The organism is Bacillus atrophaeus, from assembly GCF_001584335.1.
Classification (GTDB): Bacteria; Bacillota; Bacilli; order Bacillales; family Bacillaceae; genus Bacillus; species Bacillus atrophaeus.
On sequence record NZ_LSBB01000020.1, the window covers coordinates 405,526 to 425,624 of the forward strand.

Sequence of the window (20,099 nt, forward strand, 5' to 3'; positions counted from 1 at the left end):
CTTAAGGTATAAGAAATGGGAAAGGGGTTGATCCGAATGACAAAAATCGGTTTAATCGGATACGGCAGTATGGCGGATATGATTGCTGTTCAGTTATTGAAGCATCAATTCATCCGCGCAAACGAACTTTATATTGATACAAGGTCAAGAGGAGAGCGTCTTCAAAAATTGGAAGCAGCCCACCCGGACGTTACAATTGGTCCTCTTGAGTCTTGGGCTGCGGAGTGCTGGATGGTTTTGATATGTGTGCCGCCTGTTTATGTAAAGGAAACAATGCGCCGTCTGACGCCTCATATCAATCATGACGCCCACATTGTTTCTATTGCGGCAGGTGTGCCGGTAGCCGAGCTGCAAGCCGAAACGAAAAACGCGGTCAGCCGATATATTCCGACATTAACCTCGGAAGCAGAGACAGGTGTATCGCTCGTTGTCCACGGCGAAACGGTGTCTTCCCAAAAGAAAAGAGATCTGAATGAGTTATTATCAGCTTTCAGCACAGTGAGGGAAATCAAGGAAACTGACCTGAACGCGGCAAGCAATTTAACAAGCTCTGCGCCGGGGCTGATTGTGGCAATATTTGAGGAGTTCGCAGAGTCCGCGGTAAGAAACAGCGGGCTGACAAAAGAGGAAGCTTTTGATTTTCTGATTCATTCGCTTTATGGAACAGGGAAGCTGTTGACGGAAAAGAACATGTCTTTTCAGGAAACCCTCGGCCGCGTCGCCACAAAAGGCGGCATTACGGGAGAAGGCGCCGAAGTCATCCAGTCAGCCATGCCAGAGGTGTTCGACGAGGTATTTGAGAAAACGCTGAAAAAATATAAACAGCTGACAGAAGCGGTTAAAGGCCAAATGTGAAAAAGAATCCTTATAGAGGGATTCTTTTTTTACTAGTAATAGAAGGTTGAAATCTATCAGCCGTATTGCAATTTACGTCTTTTTTTAATATAATTTGTTAGAAAATTCATAATTTAGTAAAAAATTTGAGAGAAAAAGGAGGGGTCGTATGAAGTTATATATGTCTGTGGATATGGAAGGAATTTCAGGTCTTCCGGACGATACCTTCGTCAATTCCCGTAAACATAACTATGAGCGGGGGAGGGCGATCATGACCGAGGAAGCAAACTATGTAATTGCGGAAGCGTTCAACAGCGGCTGTTCTGAAGTGCTCGTGAATGACAGCCATTCGAAAATGAACAATCTGCTGATTGAAAAACTGCATCCGGAGGCTGATCTGATTTCAGGCGATGTCAAGCCGTTTTCTATGGTTCAAGGGCTTGATGAGACGTTTTCAGGCGCTGTCTTTGTAGGATATCATGCAAGAGCGTCCGTCCCGGGCGTCATGTCGCATAGTATGATTTTCGCCGTGCGTCATTTTTACATAAACGATCAGCCTGTTGGCGAGCTGGGATTAAACGTGTATACTGCCGGCTTCTTTGATGTCCCGGTTATCATGGTGGCCGGAGACGATCAGGCGGCAAGAGAGGCGGAAGCGCTGATTCCGAATGTTACCACGGCAGCTGTTAAAGAAACGATTTCAAGATCTGCGGTCAAATGTCTGTCACCTGCTAAGGCCGGCCGGCTTTTGACGGAAAAAACGGCTTACGCGCTGCGGAATAAGGACAAGGTCAAGCCGCTGACTCCGCCTGACAGGCCTGTACTCAGCATCGAATTTGCTAACTACGGGCAGGCGGAATGGGCGAATTTGATGCCCGGCACCGAGATTAAACCAGGAACCACCATCGTTCAATTCCAAGCGAAAGATATGCTTGAAGCTTATCAGGCCATGCTGGTCATGACAGAACTTGCTGCTCAAACATCATTCTGTTAAAGGGGTGTTCGGCTTTGGCACAATATATCATAAAGCGTTTTTTGGCAATGGCTGCAACGATTTTGGTCATTACCACCCTGACTTTTGTCATGATGAAGGTCATTCCGGGTTCTCCTTTTAACGAAGAACGAGGCACAAATGAAGCGGTCCAAAAAAATCTTGAAACCTACTACCATTTAAACGATCCTCTTCTCATCCAATACGCCATCTATGTGAAATCCATTATTACATTTGATTTCGGCCCTTCTATTAAAAAACCGTCAGAAAGCGTAAATGATATGCTGGAACGCGGATTTCCCGTCTCTTTTGAGCTTGGCATGACAGCAATCGTGATTGCCGTGATTTCCGGCCTTGTGCTCGGTGTGACGGCTGCGCTCCGCCATAACGGCTTTTTAGATTATGCCGCGATGAGTATCGCGGTACTCGGTATTTCCATCCCGAATTTTATCATGGCGACCGTATTGATCCAGCAGCTCGCAGTCAACCTGAAACTATTTCCCGCCGCTACATGGACGAGCCCGATGCATATGGTTCTTCCAACCGTTGCACTTGCTGTCGGGCCTATGGCGATCATCGCCAGGCTGACAAGATCAAGCATGGTGGAAGTCCTCACTCAGGATTACATCCGCACGGCGAAAGCTAAGGGCTTGTCTCCGCTCAAAATTATTGTAAAACACGCACTCAGAAATGCACTTATGCCAGTGATTACCGTATTGGGCACACTTGTTGCAAGCATTTTGACAGGAAGCTTTGTCATTGAAAAAATCTTTGCCATTCCGGGAATGGGAAAATATTTTGTGGAAAGCATTAACCAGCGGGACTATCCGGTGATAATGGGAACGACGGTTTTTTACAGCTTGATTCTCATCGTCATGCTGTTTTTGGTTGATTTGGCTTACGGTCTTTTAGATCCGCGCATTAAACTGCATAAGAAAGGGTGAAACATATGAATCTCCCTGTACAAACGGATGATCGGTCATCAAAAAAGCACACTCATGTGCCGGACGAGTGGTTTACCCCGAACACAGAAAATAATCAAGAAGCAGAATCAGTAAAACGGCCCAGTCTGTCATACGCACAGGACGCGTGGCGAAGACTGAAGAAAAATAAATTAGCGATGGCCGGGCTCGGCATTCTGATCTTCCTATTACTGATGGCTGCCATCGGGCCGCTTATATCGCCCCATAGCGTAACGCGCCAAGCCCTCTCTGAACAAAATCTTCCTCCGTCAGCCACACATTGGTTTGGGACGGATGAGCTTGGCAGGGATGTTTTTACAAGAACATGGTACGGTGCGAGAATTTCCTTATTTGTCGGCGTGATGGCCGCGCTCATTGATTTTGTGATCGGCGTTATCTACGGGGGAATTGCCGGTTACAAAGGCGGTAAGACGGACAGTGTGATGATGAGAATCATCGAAGTGCTGTACGGTCTGCCATATTTGCTTGTCGTTATTTTGTTAATGGTGCTGATGGGCCCTGGTCTAGGAACCATTATTGTGGCGCTGACCGTCACGGGATGGGTCGGCATGGCGCGCATTGTCAGAGGCCAGGTGCTTCAATTGAAGCACTATGAATATGTACTGGCTTCAAAAACCTTTGGGGCGGGCACCTTACGGATTATACGCAAAAATTTGCTGCCCAATACAATGGGTGCGATTATCGTGCAGATGACATTAACGGTGCCGACTGCCATCTTTGCGGAAGCCTTCTTGAGTTTCCTCGGGCTCGGTATACAAGCGCCGTTTGCGAGCTGGGGTGTGATGGCGAATGACGGCTTGCCGACCATTTTGTCAGGGCATTGGTGGCGCTTATTTTTTCCGGCCTTTTTTATCTCATTAACGATGTACGCGTTTAATGTGCTTGGCGACGGATTGCAGGATGCGTTAGACCCTAAGCTCAGGAGGTAGTGTTATGCAAAAAGTCCTTTCAGTTCACGATCTGCACGTCTCTTTTGCTACATACGGCGGCTCTGTTCAAGCTGTCAGGGGGGTCAGTTTTGATTTGTTCGAAGGGGAGACATTTGCCATTGTCGGCGAATCAGGCTGCGGAAAAAGCGTCACCTCTCAAAGCATTATGGGATTGCTGCCTAAATATTCGGCAAAAATTACTTCCGGTCACATACAGTTTAAACATAAAGACCTTTGCAAAATTCCGGAACGGGAAATGAGAAGCATCAGGGGGGCGGATATCTCCATGATTTTTCAGGACCCGATGACGGCTTTAAATCCCACGTTAACCGTCGGAGACCAGCTGACCGAAGCGCTTTTGCAGCACCAGACGATGTCGAAGAAAGCGGCTAAGGAGGCGGTGCTTTCCATGCTGTCCTTGGTTGGCATTCCTGATCCCAAGGAGCGGCTGAAGCAATATCCCCATCAGTTCAGCGGAGGCATGAGACAGCGGATTGTTATTGCGATGGCGCTGATCTGCGAGCCTGATATTTTAATTGCTGATGAACCGACGACGGCGCTTGACGTAACGATTCAGGCACAGATTCTTGAATTATTTAAAGAGATTCAAAGAAAAACCAAAGTGTCTATTATTCTCATTACACATGATTTGGGTGTCGTGGCTCAAGTCGCTGACAGGGTTGCTGTGATGTATGCAGGTAAAATCGCGGAAATCGGAACGAGAGAAGATATTTTTTATCAGCCTCAGCATCCTTATACGAAAGGGCTGCTGAATTCCGTCCCGCGGCTTGATCTGGAAGATGCGGAACTGATTCCGATTGACGGCACGCCGCCGGACTTATTCGCGCCGCCGGCAGGGTGCCCGTTTGCCGCCCGGTGTCCGCACAGGATGACGGTGTGCGACAGAGTGTATCCTGATCAAACGGTCAGATCAACAAGCCATTCGGTTCATTGCTGGCTGCAGGATAAACGGGCTGAACAAGCGGCTGTCTCTGTCGGTACGAAAGACAAACAATAAGGGGGAAAAAGATGAAAAGGCTATGGAGTATGGGACTTGCGCTGACGCTTTCGTTTGCGCTGATAGGATGCACGGCAAATGAACAGGCCGGAAAAGAAACAGGGGACGACAAAGCAAACAAATCCGGCGGTGAAAAAGTGCTTCATTTAAATAATGAGAAAGAGCCGACATCCTTTGATCCGCCTAAAGGTTTTGACCGAGTGTCGTGGGAGCCGTTAAATAACCTCATGGAAGGCTTAACCCGTCTTGGCAAAGACCATGAGCCTGAACCGGCGATGGCGGAAAAATGGACGGTATCTAAGGATCAAAAAACATATACATTTACCATTCGCAAAGATGCCAAATGGACAAACGGAGATCCGGTGACAGCCGGAGATTTTGAATATGCGTGGAAACGGATGCTTGATCCGAAAACAGGTGCATCTTCCGCTTTTCTCGGCTACTTAATTGAAGGCGGCGAAGCGTTTAACAGCGGGAAAGGCGCAAAGGACGAGGTGAAAGTGACGGCTAAAGATGATAAGAAGCTTGAAGTCACTCTCGCCGCGCCGCAGAAATATTTTCTGAGCGTTATTTCAAACCCCGCATACTTTCCGATTAATGAAAAAGTGGCAAACAAAGACCCAAAATGGTTTGCCCAAGCAAGCACATTTGTCGGCAACGGCCCATTTAAGCTGACGGGTTGGAAGCATGATGACAACATGACAATGGAAAAAAGCGACACGTACTGGGATAAGGATTCGGTTAAGCTCGATAAAGTCAAATGGGCGATGGTTGATGATCGCAACACAGACTATCAAATGTTTCAGTCTGATGAGTTAGATAGCGCTTATGTGCCTGCTGAATTAAGCGAACAGCTGCTTGATCAAGATAACGTTCATATTACAGACCAAGCAGGTTTATACTTTTATCGTTTTAATGTAAACATGGAGCCGTTCCAAAATAAAAACATTAGAAAAGCTTTTGCTATGGCGGTTGACCAAAAGGAAATCGTTGATTATGTTACGAAAAATAAAGAAAAGCCGGCGCACGCCTTTGTTTCTCCGGGATTGGCCCAGCCTGACGGCAAAGATTTTCGTGAAGCAGGCGGAGACCTCATCTCCTTCAATAAAAGTCAGGCAAAGCAGCTTTTAGAAAAAGGCATGAAAGAAGAAAACTATGATAAACTGCCAGCCATTACCTTGACCTACAGCACAAAACCTGAACATAAAAAAATCGCTGAAGCCATCCAGCAAAAACTGAAAAGTGAGTTGGGAATTGATATCAAGCTTGCCAACATGGAATGGAATGTGTTTTTAGAGGACCAAAAAGCTCTTAAATTTCAATTCTCGCAAAGTTCATTTTTAGCGGATTACGCCGATCCTATCAATTTTCTGGAAGCCTTCCAGACGGACAATTCAATGAACCGCACAGGCTGGGGCAATGAGCAATACGATCAGCTGATCAAACAGGCGAAAATGGAAGCAAATGAAGAAAAACGATTTGCACTCATGCACCAGGCGGAAAAACTGTTATTAGGCGAGGCGCCGATTATACCGATTTATTTCTACAATCAGGTTCATCTTTATCAAAAAAATGTAAAAGGAATCGTCCGCCACCCCGTTGGCTATATCGACTTAAAATGGGCGGAAAAAAACTGATATGATCAAGCGGAAAATGCTGCTCTCTTTTATAAGAAGGAGCGGTATTTTTTCACTTTCCAAAACGTATACGTAGGGTGGAAAGCAAAATGAAGGGAGCGTGACGAAGTGAATCACAAGCCACCGGCATTAAAGAAGGGCGACACAGTCGGGGTGATAGCCCCCGCTAGTCCGCCGGACCCGGAAAAGCTGAAAACCGCGCTCTTATTTTTAGAAGAGCTGGGGCTTCAGGTCAAGATTGGCGAAGCTTTGAAAAACCAGCACGGCTATTTGGCGGGACGGGATGAGGAGCGTTTGTCTGACCTGCATGAGATGTTTAAGGACCAAAATGTAAAGGCGGTATTATGCGCCTGCGGCGGTTTCGGAACAGGACGGATCGCTCAGGACATTGATTACGACATCATCCGCAGCAACCCGAAGATTTTTTGGGGATATAGTGATATTACGTATCTTCATACCGCTATAAATCAAAACACAGGGTTAATCACGTTTCACGGCCCGATGCTGAGTTCTGACATCGGACGCGAAGATGTTGATCCATTGACCAAAGCTTCCTACCATCAATTATTTGAAGAAACTGAATGTACCTATACAGAAGACATCTCTCCGCTCAAGGTGCTGACGCTGGGTAAAGCCGAAGGCCGGCTGGCCGGCGGAAATTTATCGTTACTCACTGCCACACTCGGTACACCGTTTGAAATTGATACGAAAGGCAAACTGCTGTTTATAGAAGACGTGGACGAAGAGCCTTATCAAATCGACAGGATGCTTAACCATTTAAAAATGGCCGGCAAGTTTGAAGATGCCGCCGGGATACTCGTTTGTGATTTTCACAATTGTGTGCCCGTCAAACGGGAGAAATCGTTAACACTTGAACAGGTGATAGAGGACTACATCACAAAAGCCGGAAAGCCTGCCTTAATGGGATTTAAAATCGGCCACTGTTCCCCGAGCATCGCCGTTCCGGTCGGAGCCCATGCAGTGATGGACACAGCGGCAAAAACCCTTACGATTGAAGCGGGAATTTCTAAAGGGGCGAGATTGATATGAAGATTGCGGGAATTGAAACAGAACGAATCGCCGTACCGTTAAAAAAGCCTTTCAAAACAGCGCTGAGAACGGTGTATACGGCTGAATCTGTCATTGTAAAAATCGTGTATGACAACGGCTTGAGCGGATGGGGAGAAGCGCCGCCCACAATTGTGATTACCGGAGACAGTATAGACAGTATTGAAAGCGTCATTCATCACGTCTTGAAGCCTTCTTTACTCGGGAGAAGCCTGCACAGCTGTGAAGCGATTTTTCACGACATCGACCGACTGCTTGAACGTAATTATAGCGCAAAAGCGGCGGTTGAGATGGCCGTTTACGACGGCTGGGCCCAAATGTGCGGACTCCCGCTTTACCAGATGCTTGGCGGTTTTCGCCGGACGCTGGAAACGGATTATACCGTCAGCGTCAACTCGCCCCGGGAAATGGGCGAGGATGCCGTAAGCTGTCTCAAACAAGGCTTTCAGACGTTAAAAGTAAAGGTTGGAAAAGACAAAGTGCAGACCGATATCGCCCGTATCCATGAAATCAGAAAACGCGTCGGTTCAAACGTCAAGCTTCGTCTTGATGCTAATCAAGGCTGGACGCCGAAAGAGGCGGTTTCCGCCATTCGAAAAATGGAGGACGCGGGGCTTGATATTGAGCTTGTTGAGCAGCCCGTCCATAAAGATGATCTTGCCGGACTGAAGCAGGTCACTGACGCGACGGAAACACCGATTATGGCGGACGAAAGTGTCTTTACCCCGCGTCAGGCGCTGGCGGTACTGAAAACACGCAGCGCGGATTTAATCAACATCAAGCTGATGAAGGCAGGAGGCATCACCGGGGCCGTGAAAATAAATGCGCTGGCGGAAGCGTGCGGCGTAGAGTGTATGGTCGGCAGCATGATTGAAACAAAGCTCGGCATCACAGCGGCGGCTCATTTCGCCGCCGGCAAAAAAAACGTGACGCGCTTTGATTTTGATGCGCCGCTTATGCTGAAGCAAGATTTGATACAGGGCGGCATCATCTACAGCGGCAGCGCGATTACGATTCCGGATGAACCGGGGCTTGGCATTTCAGGAGTGATGCTGCAAAAGGAAGGGGCAGAACGATGAACTATACGGTCCGATCGGCAGTAGCCAACATATGGACGGCACCTGCATCACCTCGGAAAGCGGATCAGCCGATGCTTGGGAAAACCGTGCGTGTCAGAGAATGGCTGGAAGAAATGACCTATGATCAGCGTCTTTGCCTGTGTACAGAGAACATCATCCAATCACAGGTTCTCTTCGGCGGAGAAGTAACGGTAGTTTCAGAAGAAGAAGAATGGGCATCCGTTGTTGTTCCAGGACAGCCGTCAGGCAAAAACGAGCGCGGTTATCCAGGGTGGATGAGAAAGTGCCAGCTGAGCAAAATGGATGAGACCGACAAGCAGGGCGATGTGTATGTAACTAAGCCTGCTGCTTTTTTATACAAGAATGACAGAGAAAAAGAGATGGAAGTGAGCTTTTTAACAAGCCTGCCGCTGCACAGTGAATCGGACGGGTTTTACAAGGTAGAAACACCATTTGGCGATCGGCTGCTGAAGAAAACAGATGCTCAGCCGGTGCGGGAAAGGCAAGGAACGGCTGCTGATATCATCCAGACGGGTAAGGCTTTTATCGGGCTTCCTTATTTATGGGGCGGAATGAGCGGATTTGGATTCGACTGCTCCGGGTTTATGTACAGTCTCTTTAAAGCGAACGGCTATATCATTCCCCGTGATGCTGGCGATCAGGCTAAAGCGGGCAGCCGTATAGAGATTGATGAAATGGAGCCGGGCGACCTGCTGTTTTTCGCTTATGAGGAAGGAAAAGGAGCCATTCACCACGTCGGTTTGGCAATAGGCGGCGGCCGAATGCTCCATTCCCCAAAGACAGGGAAAAGCATTGAAATCATTACGCTGAAAGGCACGGTATATGAAAAAGAATTATGCACAGCACGCCGCTATTACATCAAATGAGGGGGGAAGGCAAATGGAAACAGCACCGCTTCTGCACGTCAATCAGCTCAAAATGCATTTTGATGCAGGAAGAAAGAAAACGGTAAAAGCTGTAGACGGGGTTACTTTTCACATATACGAAGGGGAAACCTTCGGGCTTGTAGGTGAATCCGGCTGCGGGAAATCCACTTTGGGAAGAGTGTTAATGCGCCTTTATCATCCTACAGCCGGAAAAATCACGTACAGGGGAAAAGACCTGCATGATGTAAGCGAGAAGGACCATTTTACTTTGAACTGCAAACTGCAAATGATCTTTCAAGACCCCTATGCTTCTCTCAACCCGCGTCTGACTGTCAGGGAAATTATTATGGAGCCGATGGAAATTCATCAGCTTTACAATACCCATAAAGCGCGTCTTCAGATTGCGGACGAGCTTCTCGAATCGGTGGGGCTTCATCCTGCTTTTGGAAGCCGCTATCCGCATGAATTCAGCGGCGGGCAAAGGCAGAGAATCGGAATCGCCAGAGCGCTCTCCTTACATCCGGAATTTATCGTTGCAGACGAGCCGATTTCAGCGCTCGATGTGTCGGTACAAGCACAGGTCGTTAATCTTCTGAAACGGATTCAAAAGGAAAAAGGGCTGACGTTTTTGTTCATTGCCCATGATTTATCAATGGTTAAGCATATCAGCGACCGGATCGGGGTTATGTATTTAGGCCATATGATGGAAATTACTGAAAGCGGAGCACTCTATCGGGAGCCCTTGCATCCTTATACAAAGGCGCTGTTGTCCTCCATTCCGATTCCGGACCCTGAATTGGAGGACAAGCGTGAGCGCATTATTCTGAAAGGAGAATTGCCAAGCCCGGTCAATCCGCCGTCTGGCTGTGTGTTCAGGACAAGGTGTCCGGAGGCGATGCCGGAATGCAAGGAAAGCCGGCCGATGCTTGAAGAAGTAGAAACGGGCCGGTTTGTCGCCTGCCATTTATACCGGAAAGAGCGCGGGCCATTCAAAGAAAATAGTAAGATTGATGTTTAAGCGCCGATGATGGCGATGCGCCCTGTACATCAAAAAAGGCAGGCTCCTAAGAAAAGGAGTCTGCCCGCCTATTAAGCTTGATGTAAAAATTTCACGCACACTGGATATGGCACCGAAATATCGGACTGGATCAGTGTGAGTCTGCCCGTTTCTTCATCTCTCTCAAACAACACGAGGTTACCGGTTTCTTCATTTGACGCCACTAAGAACTTTTCAGAAGGGTCAAAAGCAAAATCACGCGGCCAGCTGCCTTCTGTTGACGTTCTTTCCACAAAAGCCAGCTCGCCGGAATATTGATTTACTTTAAAAACGGCAATGCTGTCGTGACCGCGATTGGCCGCATAAACAAAACGGCCGTCTTTCGATACGTGAATTGCGCTTCCTTGGCTGTTATCTGTGAAATCGTCAGGCAGAGCGGATACCACTTGGATTTCTCTGAACTCTCCAGGTGTCGGAGCATATTCAAGTGCAATGACTTCATTGCTGAGTTCAGTCATGATATAAGCGTATTTTTCTTTCGGATGAAAGGCAATGTGCCGAGGCCCTGCGCCCGGTGCAAAGGAATGGGTGCTGACTTCTCTCAGCTCACCGTCTTTCAGCTGGTATGTGTAAAGCTTATCAGTCCCTAAATCAACCGCTACCACATAATTATGTTCGGGTGTAAAGCCGGCGTAATGTGTATGCGGCTTTTCCTGTCTTTCGTGAGGGCCTGTCCCGCTATGGGCGGCTTCAGTTACGGCTTGTTCAAGGCTTCCGTCAGCGAGAACCGGGAAAGCGTGTACCTTTCCGCTGTGATAATTAGCAGTTAAAACAAATTGGTTTTTATCATCCACACTTACATGGCATGGGGATGGGCCGTCTATCAACTGTTGGTTCAGCAAGGTTAAATCTCCTGTTGCGGGATCAATTTGATAGGCAGCCACACCGCCCTGTCCATCGGCTTTTACGATGGAATACAAAACGCTGTTATCTTTATTCGGCGTGACATAAGTCGGGTTGCCAAGCTTTGCGGCAGTCTTAGGCTGGCTGAGTGTTTTCTTTTCAGTATCAAGCTCTAACGAATAAATTCCTTCACTGCCGCCCTTCGTATATGTTCCTATATAACCTATGTACTTTGTCATCCGTTTTTCCCCCTTAAAGTCATGTCTCCTCTATAGTAACGCATCTTGGGTAAATTTTCTGTTCAAACGATGAAAATGGGGGAATATTCTTTATTCTGTCCTCAGAAGCGGCATTGTGCAGCATCTGAATGATCCCCCAGATTTAATAATTTCAGACAGCTCCACTTTGATGACATGGAATCCTCGTGCAGCAAGTTCTTGATTGACATGATGATTTTGCGGCAGACTGAGGATGGTGTTATTTCCTAAAGAAAGCACATTCGTGCCGAGAGTGAATTGCTCGTCATCAGGTACCTCAATCAAGTCAAAACGTGCTGACAATAGATCAAGTTCTTTTTGCCTTAGGGCAGGTGGATAAACAAGCGCTTCTTTTTCAGAAATAATATTAAAAACACAATCTAAATGCAAAAACTCTTTTTTCATCGGCACGGAGGCAATTGTAAGCTCAGGAAGCGCCTGCTGTAATTGATCGACAGCGGCGTCTTCCGTCCGTTCACTAATGCCGACGTAAACGGTGTCTCCTGCCGCAATGACGTCTCCGCCTTCAATATTTGCATTCTTGATAGGAGTAAAGGGAACATTGTGTTTATGTAAGAGCTCTGTCAATACGTTTTCCTCACCCTGGCGGACAGGGGCTGCCATCTGGGAGATAAATACCGTCTCACCTATCGTAAAGCCGATATCGCGTGTAAACACTTGCTCGGGAAACTGAGATGAAACGGGCAAAAGAATGACCTCTATATTTTGGGATTCTAACGCTTCAATCAAATGGTTGTGCTGTTTTTTGGCAATACTTACATTGATATTGTCATGTTCGAAATGTTTTTGTGTTTCATTAATAATATCTTTGATTGTCATGTGTTCCGGACTGCAGAGAACCACCTTTTGTAAGACATCGTACTCGTTTCTGCACGCCGCTTTCGGCTCGAGTTTTGGGATGGATTGCTCCATGTGTAATCTCCTCCTGACCGTTTATGAATACGTATATTATTCCCTCACCTTACGGAAGAATAAACGTTTCAGAGAGAATACCTCACACGCAAAACATCTTAAATTTTAGACAAAATACAGAGAATGTTGTTTAATAGGAGAATATGACTGGTATTCAATCTTAGTGATCAGACATCAAAGGAGAGTATGGGGTATGAAGACGCCTGAATCAAAATATTGTAAAGAGACAAAAGTGGTCAAAACAAGCAGGGTGTTCCCGCTTGATACGAATAATCACAACACACTGTTCGGCGGAAAACTGATGAGTTATATTGATGACATTGCTTCCATTTCGGCCGCGCGCCATTGCAGATGTGAAACGGTAACGGCTTCAATGGACTCGGTAGATTTTTTAAAGCCGATCGGACAGCAGGAATCGGTCTGTCTGGAATCATATGTCACATGGGTAGGCACGTCTTCGATGGAGGTGTTTGTCAAAGTGATTAAGGAGCATTTAATGACAGGTGAGCGGGCTTTGGCCGCAACTTCATTTTTAACATTTGTCGCTCTTGATCCAAACGGCAAGCCTGTGCCCGTGCCGAGAATTGTGCCGGAAACAGAAGAGGAGATTATGCTTCACAATACAGCCGTTCAACGGGCAGCCGAACGGAAAAGCCGTTTAAAACACAGCCAGGCTTTGGCGAATGCCCTCGGTACGGATAAGCCTTGGTAATACAAAGCCGCTTGTGATAGCGGCTTTTTTGCATATTGTTAACCTATCCGGGAAATAATACAGCAACTATAAAAAACGGATGGGGGGCATGCATCAGTGGTAGGGTACGTATGGGTCTTTTTGCTGAAGCCCGTCATTGTATTCTCAATTGCTTACACTCTTTTTCGGATTGCAGGGAAAAAAGCCGTTTCTCAAATGACCAATTTTGATCTCTTGTTAACGTTTGCGGTCGGAACGATTATCAGTGAACCGATACTGACATCCAAGCTTCCGATGTCGGTTTATTACGCGATCTGCTTTTTAATTTTGTATATCCTGATGAACAAGCTGTCTCTCAACAATAAATGGAGATGGATGCTTGTGGTAAGTCCGACCGTTTTGATCAGAAACGGGGATATTGACGAAAGGGGATTGCGAAAAGAAAAGCTGACGATTAATGAATTGCTCGGAAAGCTGAGGGAAAAAGGCTTCGCCGATCCCGCGGATATTGACCTTGCCATTATTGAAGAAACAGGCGTAGTCAGTGTCATCCCGAAAGAGGAAGCAAGGCCGGTTCAGGTGCGTGACTTAAAAATAGACGCGGAACGGAATTTTATCCCGATTCCTCTCATACTGGACGGAGAAATTCTCGATCATAATTTAAAATATCTTAAGAAAAACCGCAGCTGGTTATTTGAAAAGCTTGAAGAAAAGGGATACTCAGCCAAAGAGCTGTCTTTGGTCACTCTCGGGGCAATGAATTCAAACGGCGATCTCTCACTGGATTTGAATATGTCTCAGGATGCGAACACCCACGATCCCTATTTGTACAAACCGGGAAATAAAAATTAAGCCGTCTAAGGCTTTTTTTTGATTTGCTATCTTGTATTACAAAGTAGTGGGTGATAAGATTAGTGTATCTTGTAATACAAGATACCGGAAAAGGAGCATGGCCATGAGTTCAACACAAATGCTGAAAGGAATACTGGAAGGCTGCCTGCTGGCTGTCATATCGGAAGGAGAGATTTACGGATACGAAATGACCAAAGTGCTTGCACATTATGGTTTTGACAACATTAGCGAAGGAAGCATTTACCCTATATTGCTCCGGATGCAAAAGGAGAAATGGGTCCAAACGGAATTGAAAGCATCTGCAAACGGACCGAAACGCAAATACTACACACTGACTGAGAAGGGGCAAGCTGAATTAGTAGAGTTCACAGAACGCTGGAATCAGCTGTCCGCCAGCGTACACGCCCTGATAAGAAAGGATGAGAAGTGATGCTGTCCAAAGAAACGACACAATACTTGAACGATGTACGAGTGTACTTGATGACGACAGGAAAAAGCGAAAAAGAAGTACAAGAAATCCTGGATGAAATGACAGTCCATGCAATAAAAGGAGAAAAGGAAGGCAAAACCGCGGCCAAACTGTTCGGGCATTCTCCGAAACAATACGCTCAAACGCTTTCTAAAGAACTTCCAAATCACCTTAAAGAGAGTCTGAGCTTGGCCTTTTCAATGTTTGTCGGTATTCTTTCCTATTTTGTATTAAACGACGCTCTTTCCGATCAATTAGATTATTCTCTATATAAGCTGGCGGGCTATCCGCTGTGCGTCTTGGTCAATATGATTTTATTAATCTTGGTTTTACGGCTGACTGTCGGTAAAAAGAAAAGCTCTTTTCTTTGGCTGTATGCTTTCGGAATGACTTCGGTCGCATTGCCCGCTCTCATGATGTTACTCGATAAGGTTTACGGCACACCCGCAGTATCAGTTGGACAAACCGGCCGCTGGATCGTCACGGCTGCCGCGGCTCTCGTTATCATCGGGCTTTGCTTTCGGGCCGGGGCAAAACTGCCGGCGGTTCTCCCGATATTTGTCATTATTACGCATGTTCTGTTTGACGGCTTAAAATGGACTTCTAACGAAGCTCAGATTATACAAAGTTTCCTGCCATTCGTGCTGCTTATCATACTATTACTGATAGAGAATAAACGGACAAATGCTGCCTCAAGAAGTTAATACGTTTCATCGTCTCTCTTTTCGTGGAATAAGAAGGGAAAAGGAGGAATATTGCGATGGAACAGAATCTTGTCTTTTATGATGCACAATGTCCGCTCTGCCGCAGTTTGAAAGCTGTTTTGAAAAAGCTGGACTGGGCGCAGCGTTTACGGTGGTTTCCCGTTCAGGAGATCGACCAGTCAACCTATGAAAAAGCGCTGAAATACAAAGATGTGTATGATGAAATACATATGCTGACAGCGAACAACGTCATGCTGAAAGGGTTTTACACCGTGAGAAAAATTTTGTCTGTTTTGCCGCTGACCGCGCCCCTCGGCTGGCTTCTCTATTTGCCTTTCGCTGATAAACTCGGCAAACCGCTGTATCAGTTTATCTCCAGACACAGATATCAATGGTTTGGCAGACTGCCTTACACCCCTTCTGTATAGAACGGGGTGTTTTTTCAGAAACAAAAAGGATTTTCCGGCGCTTTGTATAAATGTTATGGAGAAAAAGGAGTGAAAGCTATGAAAGACTTGGCCATCCGTGACGATATGGCGCCGACAGTAAGCCTGTTGTATTCTGCAGCGGAAGAAAATATGACCCGTCTATTCTCCATTGTTAACCATATGACCCTGGAACAGCTTGATTACAAAGGCCGAAGCAAAACAAAAAACAGCACTGCCCAGCTCCTGCACCATATCGCAAATGTCGACATCAGATGGGTGTGGCGTATAAAGGAAAATCGGATTCCGGAGCACATTATAAAACTGTACGGGCCAATGATCAATGAAAATGGATGTTTGCCTGAAGTAAAAGGCCAGCCCCTTCATTATTATCTGAACCGCCTCCAGCACGTATTAACCGAGCTCAGGAACGTATGCGTCACTTTAAAGGAAACTGATGTAAACCGGGAGCTTTCTTATGATAAAGACACAGCAACCATCCGCTGGGGCATTTGGCATATGGCGGATCACAATCGCTATCATCAAGCCCATATTGAAGCTTTAAAAGCAGAATGGAGAAAGGACATAACGGAAAATGCCCTCTGAAACGAGACTGATGACGGACCGAATCCGTTTACGCAGCATGGAAGACCGTGACAAAGAACATTTGCTGAGGTTATTTACCGATAAAGAGGTGATGAAGTATTACCCGGGCGTCAAAAACGAACGGGAAACTCAGGAGTGGATTGACTGGAACAAACGGAATGAAAAAGGTTATCGTGTCAGCCTGTGGATAGCGGAAGACAAACGGACGGGTGAATTTTTAGGCCAATGCGGCATTGTTCCTCAGAAGATAGGCAATGAAATATATATGGAAATTGGATACATGTTTGCCCGGCGGCACTGGGGGAACGGCTATGCGACAGAAGCAGCACGAGGCTGTATTGACTATGGCTTCAATGCATGTCAATACGGAAAAATGATCGCGCTTATCGATCCTGAAAACACCCCTTCGATCCGTGTGGCAGAAAGAATCGGGATGGCATATAACCGCACTATTGAGAAGCAAGGAAAACCCCTTTGTGTTTATGAAAGAAAATCTTCTGATTGAAGAAGGGGGTTAAGGTGTAGTATGATACTAAACAGACGAAGTTTTCTAGGGTTCCGTATGTCAATCTGACATAGTCTGGTCCGAGAGAAAACACATATGTATCAGATTTGCGGATGCATATGCACACGGAGGGAGAAAAGCCCGGGAGAGTCAATCTCATAAGAGATTACCGCCCGGGTTTTTTCTGTTTTCTCAGGGAACCATATAGGACATAAAGAAAGGATTGATGATAATGAAATGGGGTTTAGTCATTTTGGCCGCATTCTTTGAGGTCATTTGGGTGATCGGCTTAAAGCACGCGGATTCTGCTTTGACTTGGACCGGGACGGCTATCGGTATTATAGTGAGCTTTTACTTATTAATGAAGGCGACAAACAGCCTGCCGGTAGGTACGGTATATGCCGTGTTTACGGGCCTTGGGACAGCTGGGACAGTGCTTTGTGAAATCATTTTGTTTCATGGAGAGGTTAAATTTGCAAAACTGGCCTTAATAGGGGTCTTGCTTATCGGAGTGATCGGTTTGAAACTGGTTACACAGGATCAGCCTGATAAAGAAGGGAGCAAAGCGTAATGGCGGCATGGATCAGTTTATTATTCGCGGGCCTTTTAGAAATGCTCGGCGTTACACTTATGAATCAATTTCAAAAAGATAAAAGCCTGAAATGGCTGCTGTGCATCATTGTCGGCTTTGCCGCATCATTTTCATTGCTGTCTTACGCGATGGAAACTATTCCGATGGGCACTGCCTACGCCGTCTGGACAGGCATTGGCGCGGCGGGCGGCGCATTAGTCGGCATCCTGTTCTACGGAGAGCCGAAAGACGCGAAACGGATTTTCTTTATTGCGCTCATTTTATCCTCGGCCGTCGGATTGAAAATTCTGTCGTAAATTGATTTATATCAGATCTTCAGTATAATGGATAATTAGTTTACGAATTAGAAAGATAAGAGGGATTACACATGAAATCATATATGACCCACCGGTTAAAGGAATACCGGGAAGGAAATGAAAATAAAGGGCGCCTGCTTGTCAGCTGTCCCGATCAGCCTGGAATTGTTGCTGCCGTTTCGGCTTTTCTGTTTGAACACGGAGCGAACATTATAGAGTCGAATCAATATACGACTGATCCTGAAGGCGGACGCTTTTTTCTCAGAATCGAATTCGACTGCGACGGCATTCGCGAGAAAAAAGAACAATTAAAACAGGCATTTGCATCTATCGCTGAGCCGTTTAATATGACGTGGAGTTTAACGATGGCAAGTGAATTAAAACGCGTCGCTATTTTCGTTTCAAAAGAGCTTCACTGTCTGCATGAACTGATTTGGGAATGGCAAAGCGGGAATTTATTGGCCGAAATCGCGGTTGTCATCAGCAACCATGAAGATGCAAGAGAGCTGGTCGAACCGCTGAACATCCCATTCCACTATATGAAAGCGAACAAAGATATCAGGGCCGAAGTTGAAAAGCAGCAGCTTGAATTGCTTGATCAATATGGCATTGATGTCATTGTTCTTGCCCGTTATATGCAAATTTTGACGCCGGACTTTGTTTCTGCTCATCCGAACCGGATCATTAACATCCATCATTCCTTCCTGCCCGCCTTTATCGGAGCCAATCCGTATAAGCGCGCCTATGAACGGGGTGTTAAATTAATCGGTGCCACCTCCCATTATGTGACAAATGATCTTGATGAAGGCCCGATCATTGAACAGGATATTGAGCGCGTCGATCACCGCGACAACACAGACGCCTTGAAAAACATTGGCAGAACGATTGAACGCAGCGTTTTGGCCCGAGCTGTGAAATGGCATTTGGAAGACCGCGTTATCGTTCATGAAAATAAAACGATTGTTTTTAATTAAGATGAACAGTCCGTCCGAGAGGCGGGCTGTTTTATCTTATTGACAAATAATTCTTGACAAGAGTCTTTTTTCTTTGCATAATATAAAAAAATCATTGAGCGTTGAAGAGGACTAGTATGCAGATCTTTCTGTGACAGAGAGCAAAATGACTGGCTGAAACATTTTGCCGCATGAAACCTGCTGAACCTGCCTCGGAGTCTTAGGGGGAAAACCTAGGCGCATAACCTGGCGTTACAGGGAAGCGGAATATGTGTGAAGCATGTTCAAACAAGGTGGTACCACGGAAAGCCCATTTCGTCCTTATATTAGGATGAAATGGGCTTTTTTATTGCAATGATGGTGTTAGAAGCCACGGAGGTAAGAAAATGAAAAAACAAAGAATCGTTGTGAAAATCGGAAGCAGTTCCCTCACCAATAGCAAAGGGAGCATTGACGAGGCGAAAATCGCAGAGCATGTCCAGGCTATTTCTTTTTTGAAACAGGCCGGGCATGAAATGATTTTAATCACATCTGGAGCGGTGGCGGCCGGTTTTTCAAGCCTCGGCTACCCGGCGCGGCCCGTCACGATTAAAGGCAAGCAAGCGGCAGCCGCAGTCGGTCAGACCCTCTTAATGCAGCAATATATGAATCAATTTAAACAGTATTCTCTTACTCCGGGACAAATCCTTTTGACGAGAAATGATTTTTCGAAAAGAGAACGGTACCGAAACGCGTATGCGACCATAATGGAATTAATTGAACGAGGCATTGTGCCGATCATTAATGAAAATGATTCAACGTCTGTTGAAGAGCTGACCTTTGGTGATAATGATATGCTTTCAAGTTTGGTCAGCGGTTTGATTCATGCTGATCAGCTGATGATCCTCACTGATATTAACGGGCTGTACGACGCCAATCCGAATGACAACCCCGAGGCGAAGCGATTTGACTATTTGGCTGACATCACTCCCGAATTATTGGGCTATGCGGGCTCGACAGGCTCTAAAGTCGGCACGGGAGGCATGAAATCTAAGCTTTTGGCCGCAAAAACGGCTCTGTCCCTTGGCGTTAAGGTCTTTATCGGAACAGGTAAAGGTGCTCATAAACTGTCTGATATTTTAAACGGGAACGGAGACGGCACATATATCGGCGATCAAGACTTATCATCTGTGAACAACAGAAGGCAGTGGATTCAATTTCATTCTCCTATTTCAGGGAAAATCATCATCGACGGAGGGGCCGAGCAGGCAATGGCCTATAAAGGGGGCAGCCTTCTGCCGGCAGGCGTGGTTGATGTGAGAGGCAGTTTTTCAAAAGGAGCCGTTGTGGAAGTGATGGGGCCCGGCGGTATGATCGGCAAAGGCCAAACATATTACTCATCCGAGGAAATTATGGCGGTGAAGGGAAAACGCAGCGATCAGCTTGATTACACAAAAACGTATGAGGTCATACACAGGGATGACTGGGTCAATCTAAAAGAGTAGGGGGCG

23 protein-coding genes, 1 riboswitch and 1 other annotated feature are annotated in these 20,099 nt (G+C 46.4%); of the genes, 21 read left to right on the forward strand and 2 right to left on the reverse strand.

All coding sequences use genetic code 11. From position 1 onward, the window contains the following. The first annotated feature begins 36 nt into the window (after positions 1-36). The 10 genes from proG (at position 37) to AXI57_RS15770 (ending at position 10,444) form a co-directional block, all read left to right on the forward strand. Entirely contained in the window at positions 37-855 is an 819-nt protein-coding gene (gene proG / locus AXI57_RS15725) for a pyrroline-5-carboxylate reductase ProG (protein WP_061670606.1), read from the forward strand. Between the two features lie 148 nt (positions 856-1,003). Beyond that, complete coding sequence (locus AXI57_RS15730; RefSeq protein WP_061670607.1) at positions 1,004-1,828, forward strand: M55 family metallopeptidase; 825 nt, start codon at positions 1,004-1,006, stop codon at positions 1,826-1,828. Between the two features lie 14 nt (positions 1,829-1,842). Beyond that, positions 1,843-2,769: an ABC transporter permease gene (locus AXI57_RS15735; protein ID WP_003327410.1), complete on the forward strand. Its 927-nt coding sequence runs from the start codon at positions 1,843-1,845 to the stop codon at positions 2,767-2,769. Positions 2,770-2,774: 5 nt separating this feature from the next. Continuing rightward, complete coding sequence (locus tag AXI57_RS15740) at positions 2,775-3,737, forward strand: ABC transporter permease (protein WP_003327408.1); 963 nt, start codon at positions 2,775-2,777, stop codon at positions 3,735-3,737. Between the two features lie 4 nt (positions 3,738-3,741). Beyond that, positions 3,742-4,755: an ABC transporter ATP-binding protein gene (locus AXI57_RS15745; RefSeq protein ID WP_003327407.1), complete on the forward strand. Its 1,014-nt coding sequence runs from the start codon at positions 3,742-3,744 to the stop codon at positions 4,753-4,755. Positions 4,756-4,766: 11 nt separating this feature from the next. Beyond that, entirely contained in the window at positions 4,767-6,392 is a 1,626-nt protein-coding gene (locus AXI57_RS15750) for a peptide ABC transporter substrate-binding protein (protein ID WP_061670608.1), read from the forward strand. A 108-nt stretch (positions 6,393-6,500) separates the two neighbouring features. Beyond that, positions 6,501-7,442 carry a S66 peptidase family protein gene (locus AXI57_RS15755; protein ID WP_003327404.1) on the forward strand — a complete coding sequence of 314 codons (942 nt, stop codon included), beginning with the start codon at positions 6,501-6,503 and terminating at the stop codon, positions 7,440-7,442. Further along, positions 7,439-8,539, forward strand: a complete 1,101-nt coding sequence (gene ykfB / locus AXI57_RS15760; RefSeq protein WP_061670609.1) for an L-Ala-D/L-Glu epimerase — start codon at positions 7,439-7,441, stop codon at positions 8,537-8,539. Before AXI57_RS15755 ends, ykfB begins: the two co-directional genes overlap by 4 nt. Further along, complete coding sequence (locus AXI57_RS15765; protein ID WP_061670610.1) at positions 8,536-9,426, forward strand: C40 family peptidase; 891 nt, start codon at positions 8,536-8,538, stop codon at positions 9,424-9,426. Before ykfB ends, AXI57_RS15765 begins: the two co-directional genes overlap by 4 nt. Before the next feature lie 13 nt (positions 9,427-9,439). Further along, complete coding sequence (locus AXI57_RS15770; RefSeq protein WP_061670611.1) at positions 9,440-10,444, forward strand: ABC transporter ATP-binding protein; 1,005 nt, start codon at positions 9,440-9,442, stop codon at positions 10,442-10,444. 71 nt (positions 10,445-10,515) lie between these two features. On the opposite strand, the gene AXI57_RS15775 is transcribed toward AXI57_RS15770, so the two are convergent. Then, a complete protein-coding gene (locus AXI57_RS15775; protein ID WP_061670612.1) occupies positions 10,516-11,565 on the reverse strand; it encodes a lactonase family protein in 1,050 nt (349 codons plus the stop codon). Positions 11,566-11,655: 90 nt separating this feature from the next. Then, positions 11,656-12,516 (reverse strand): dimethylarginine dimethylaminohydrolase family protein, encoded by an 861-nt coding sequence (locus AXI57_RS15780; RefSeq protein ID WP_061670613.1) that lies wholly within the window; start codon positions 12,514-12,516, stop codon positions 11,656-11,658. A 193-nt stretch (positions 12,517-12,709) separates the two neighbouring features. On the opposite strand from AXI57_RS15780, the gene AXI57_RS15785 reads away from it, so the two are divergent. The 11 genes from AXI57_RS15785 to proB all read left to right on the forward strand — a co-directional run bounded on the left by AXI57_RS15785 (position 12,710) and on the right by proB (position 20,093). Next, on the forward strand, positions 12,710-13,228 hold the full coding sequence (locus tag AXI57_RS15785) for an acyl-CoA thioesterase (RefSeq protein WP_003327397.1): 519 nt from the start codon (positions 12,710-12,712) through the stop codon (positions 13,226-13,228). Positions 13,229-13,324: 96 nt separating this feature from the next. Further along, complete coding sequence (locus tag AXI57_RS15790) at positions 13,325-14,059, forward strand: DUF421 domain-containing protein (protein WP_003327396.1); 735 nt, start codon at positions 13,325-13,327, stop codon at positions 14,057-14,059. 103 nt (positions 14,060-14,162) lie between these two features. After that, positions 14,163-14,489: a PadR family transcriptional regulator gene (locus AXI57_RS15795; protein ID WP_003327395.1), complete on the forward strand. Its 327-nt coding sequence runs from the start codon at positions 14,163-14,165 to the stop codon at positions 14,487-14,489. Continuing rightward, on the forward strand, positions 14,489-15,232 hold the full coding sequence (locus AXI57_RS15800; protein WP_061670614.1) for a DUF1129 family protein: 744 nt from the start codon (positions 14,489-14,491) through the stop codon (positions 15,230-15,232). The genes AXI57_RS15795 and AXI57_RS15800 overlap by 1 nt, the downstream gene beginning before the upstream one ends. Before the next feature lie 56 nt (positions 15,233-15,288). Next, positions 15,289-15,660 (forward strand): thiol-disulfide oxidoreductase DCC family protein, encoded by a 372-nt coding sequence (locus AXI57_RS15805; protein WP_061670615.1) that lies wholly within the window; start codon positions 15,289-15,291, stop codon positions 15,658-15,660. Positions 15,661-15,738: 78 nt separating this feature from the next. Continuing rightward, entirely contained in the window at positions 15,739-16,263 is a 525-nt protein-coding gene (locus tag AXI57_RS15810) for a DinB family protein (protein ID WP_003327392.1), read from the forward strand. Further along, the gene (locus tag AXI57_RS15815; protein WP_061670616.1) at positions 16,253-16,768 is read left to right on the forward strand and encodes a GNAT family N-acetyltransferase; all 516 of its coding nucleotides are present in this window, start codon (positions 16,253-16,255) and stop codon (positions 16,766-16,768) included. The genes AXI57_RS15810 and AXI57_RS15815 overlap by 11 nt, the downstream gene beginning before the upstream one ends. A 34-nt stretch (positions 16,769-16,802) precedes the next feature. Next, positions 16,803-16,918: riboswitch (guanidine-I (ykkC/yxkD leader) on the forward strand. Positions 16,919-17,000: 82 nt separating this feature from the next. After that, positions 17,001-17,339 (forward strand): DMT family transporter, encoded by a 339-nt coding sequence (locus AXI57_RS15820; protein WP_061670618.1) that lies wholly within the window; start codon positions 17,001-17,003, stop codon positions 17,337-17,339. After that, positions 17,339-17,656, forward strand: a complete 318-nt coding sequence (locus AXI57_RS15825) for a DMT family transporter (protein WP_003327389.1) — start codon at positions 17,339-17,341, stop codon at positions 17,654-17,656. The genes AXI57_RS15820 and AXI57_RS15825 overlap by 1 nt, the downstream gene beginning before the upstream one ends. A 71-nt stretch (positions 17,657-17,727) precedes the next feature. After that, positions 17,728-18,630 carry a formyltetrahydrofolate deformylase gene (purU, locus tag AXI57_RS15830; protein WP_003327388.1) on the forward strand — a complete coding sequence of 301 codons (903 nt, stop codon included), beginning with the start codon at positions 17,728-17,730 and terminating at the stop codon, positions 18,628-18,630. Between the two features lie 92 nt (positions 18,631-18,722). After that, positions 18,723-18,935, forward strand: a binding site (T-box leader). Between the two features lie 60 nt (positions 18,936-18,995). Next, positions 18,996-20,093: a glutamate 5-kinase gene (gene proB / locus AXI57_RS15835; RefSeq protein WP_003327386.1), complete on the forward strand. Its 1,098-nt coding sequence runs from the start codon at positions 18,996-18,998 to the stop codon at positions 20,091-20,093. Positions 20,094-20,099 lie beyond the last annotated feature (6 nt).

What these genes read in the sequence shown, in the direction of transcription:
- AXI57_RS15775 (WP_061670612.1), bottom strand. Translation starts at nt 11,565, where the DNA reads ATGACAAAGTACATAGGTTATATAGGAACATATACGAAGGGCGGCAGT.
- ykfB (WP_061670609.1), top strand. Translation starts at nt 7,439, where the DNA reads ATGAAGATTGCGGGAATTGAAACAGAACGAATCGCCGTACCGTTAAAA.
- AXI57_RS15750 (WP_061670608.1), top strand. Translation starts at nt 4,767, where the DNA reads ATGAAAAGGCTATGGAGTATGGGACTTGCGCTGACGCTTTCGTTTGCG.
- AXI57_RS15795 (WP_003327395.1), top strand. Translation starts at nt 14,163, where the DNA reads ATGAGTTCAACACAAATGCTGAAAGGAATACTGGAAGGCTGCCTGCTG.
- AXI57_RS15800 (WP_061670614.1), top strand. Translation starts at nt 14,489, where the DNA reads ATGCTGTCCAAAGAAACGACACAATACTTGAACGATGTACGAGTGTAC.
- AXI57_RS15780 (WP_061670613.1), bottom strand. Translation starts at nt 12,516, where the DNA reads ATGGAGCAATCCATCCCAAAACTCGAGCCGAAAGCGGCGTGCAGAAAC.
- AXI57_RS15785 (WP_003327397.1), top strand. Translation starts at nt 12,710, where the DNA reads ATGAAGACGCCTGAATCAAAATATTGTAAAGAGACAAAAGTGGTCAAA.
- AXI57_RS15730 (WP_061670607.1), top strand. Translation starts at nt 1,004, where the DNA reads ATGAAGTTATATATGTCTGTGGATATGGAAGGAATTTCAGGTCTTCCG.
- purU (WP_003327388.1), top strand. Translation starts at nt 17,728, where the DNA reads ATGAAATCATATATGACCCACCGGTTAAAGGAATACCGGGAAGGAAAT.
- proG (WP_061670606.1), top strand. Translation starts at nt 37, where the DNA reads ATGACAAAAATCGGTTTAATCGGATACGGCAGTATGGCGGATATGATT.
- AXI57_RS15740 (WP_003327408.1), top strand. Translation starts at nt 2,775, where the DNA reads ATGAATCTCCCTGTACAAACGGATGATCGGTCATCAAAAAAGCACACT.
- AXI57_RS15770 (WP_061670611.1), top strand. Translation starts at nt 9,440, where the DNA reads ATGGAAACAGCACCGCTTCTGCACGTCAATCAGCTCAAAATGCATTTT.
- AXI57_RS15825 (WP_003327389.1), top strand. Translation starts at nt 17,339, where the DNA reads ATGGCGGCATGGATCAGTTTATTATTCGCGGGCCTTTTAGAAATGCTC.
- AXI57_RS15820 (WP_061670618.1), top strand. Translation starts at nt 17,001, where the DNA reads ATGAAATGGGGTTTAGTCATTTTGGCCGCATTCTTTGAGGTCATTTGG.
- proB (WP_003327386.1), top strand. Translation starts at nt 18,996, where the DNA reads ATGAAAAAACAAAGAATCGTTGTGAAAATCGGAAGCAGTTCCCTCACC.
- AXI57_RS15810 (WP_003327392.1), top strand. Translation starts at nt 15,739, where the DNA reads ATGAAAGACTTGGCCATCCGTGACGATATGGCGCCGACAGTAAGCCTG.
- AXI57_RS15745 (WP_003327407.1), top strand. Translation starts at nt 3,742, where the DNA reads ATGCAAAAAGTCCTTTCAGTTCACGATCTGCACGTCTCTTTTGCTACA.
- AXI57_RS15805 (WP_061670615.1), top strand. Translation starts at nt 15,289, where the DNA reads ATGGAACAGAATCTTGTCTTTTATGATGCACAATGTCCGCTCTGCCGC.
- AXI57_RS15765 (WP_061670610.1), top strand. Translation starts at nt 8,536, where the DNA reads ATGAACTATACGGTCCGATCGGCAGTAGCCAACATATGGACGGCACCT.
- AXI57_RS15815 (WP_061670616.1), top strand. Translation starts at nt 16,253, where the DNA reads ATGCCCTCTGAAACGAGACTGATGACGGACCGAATCCGTTTACGCAGC.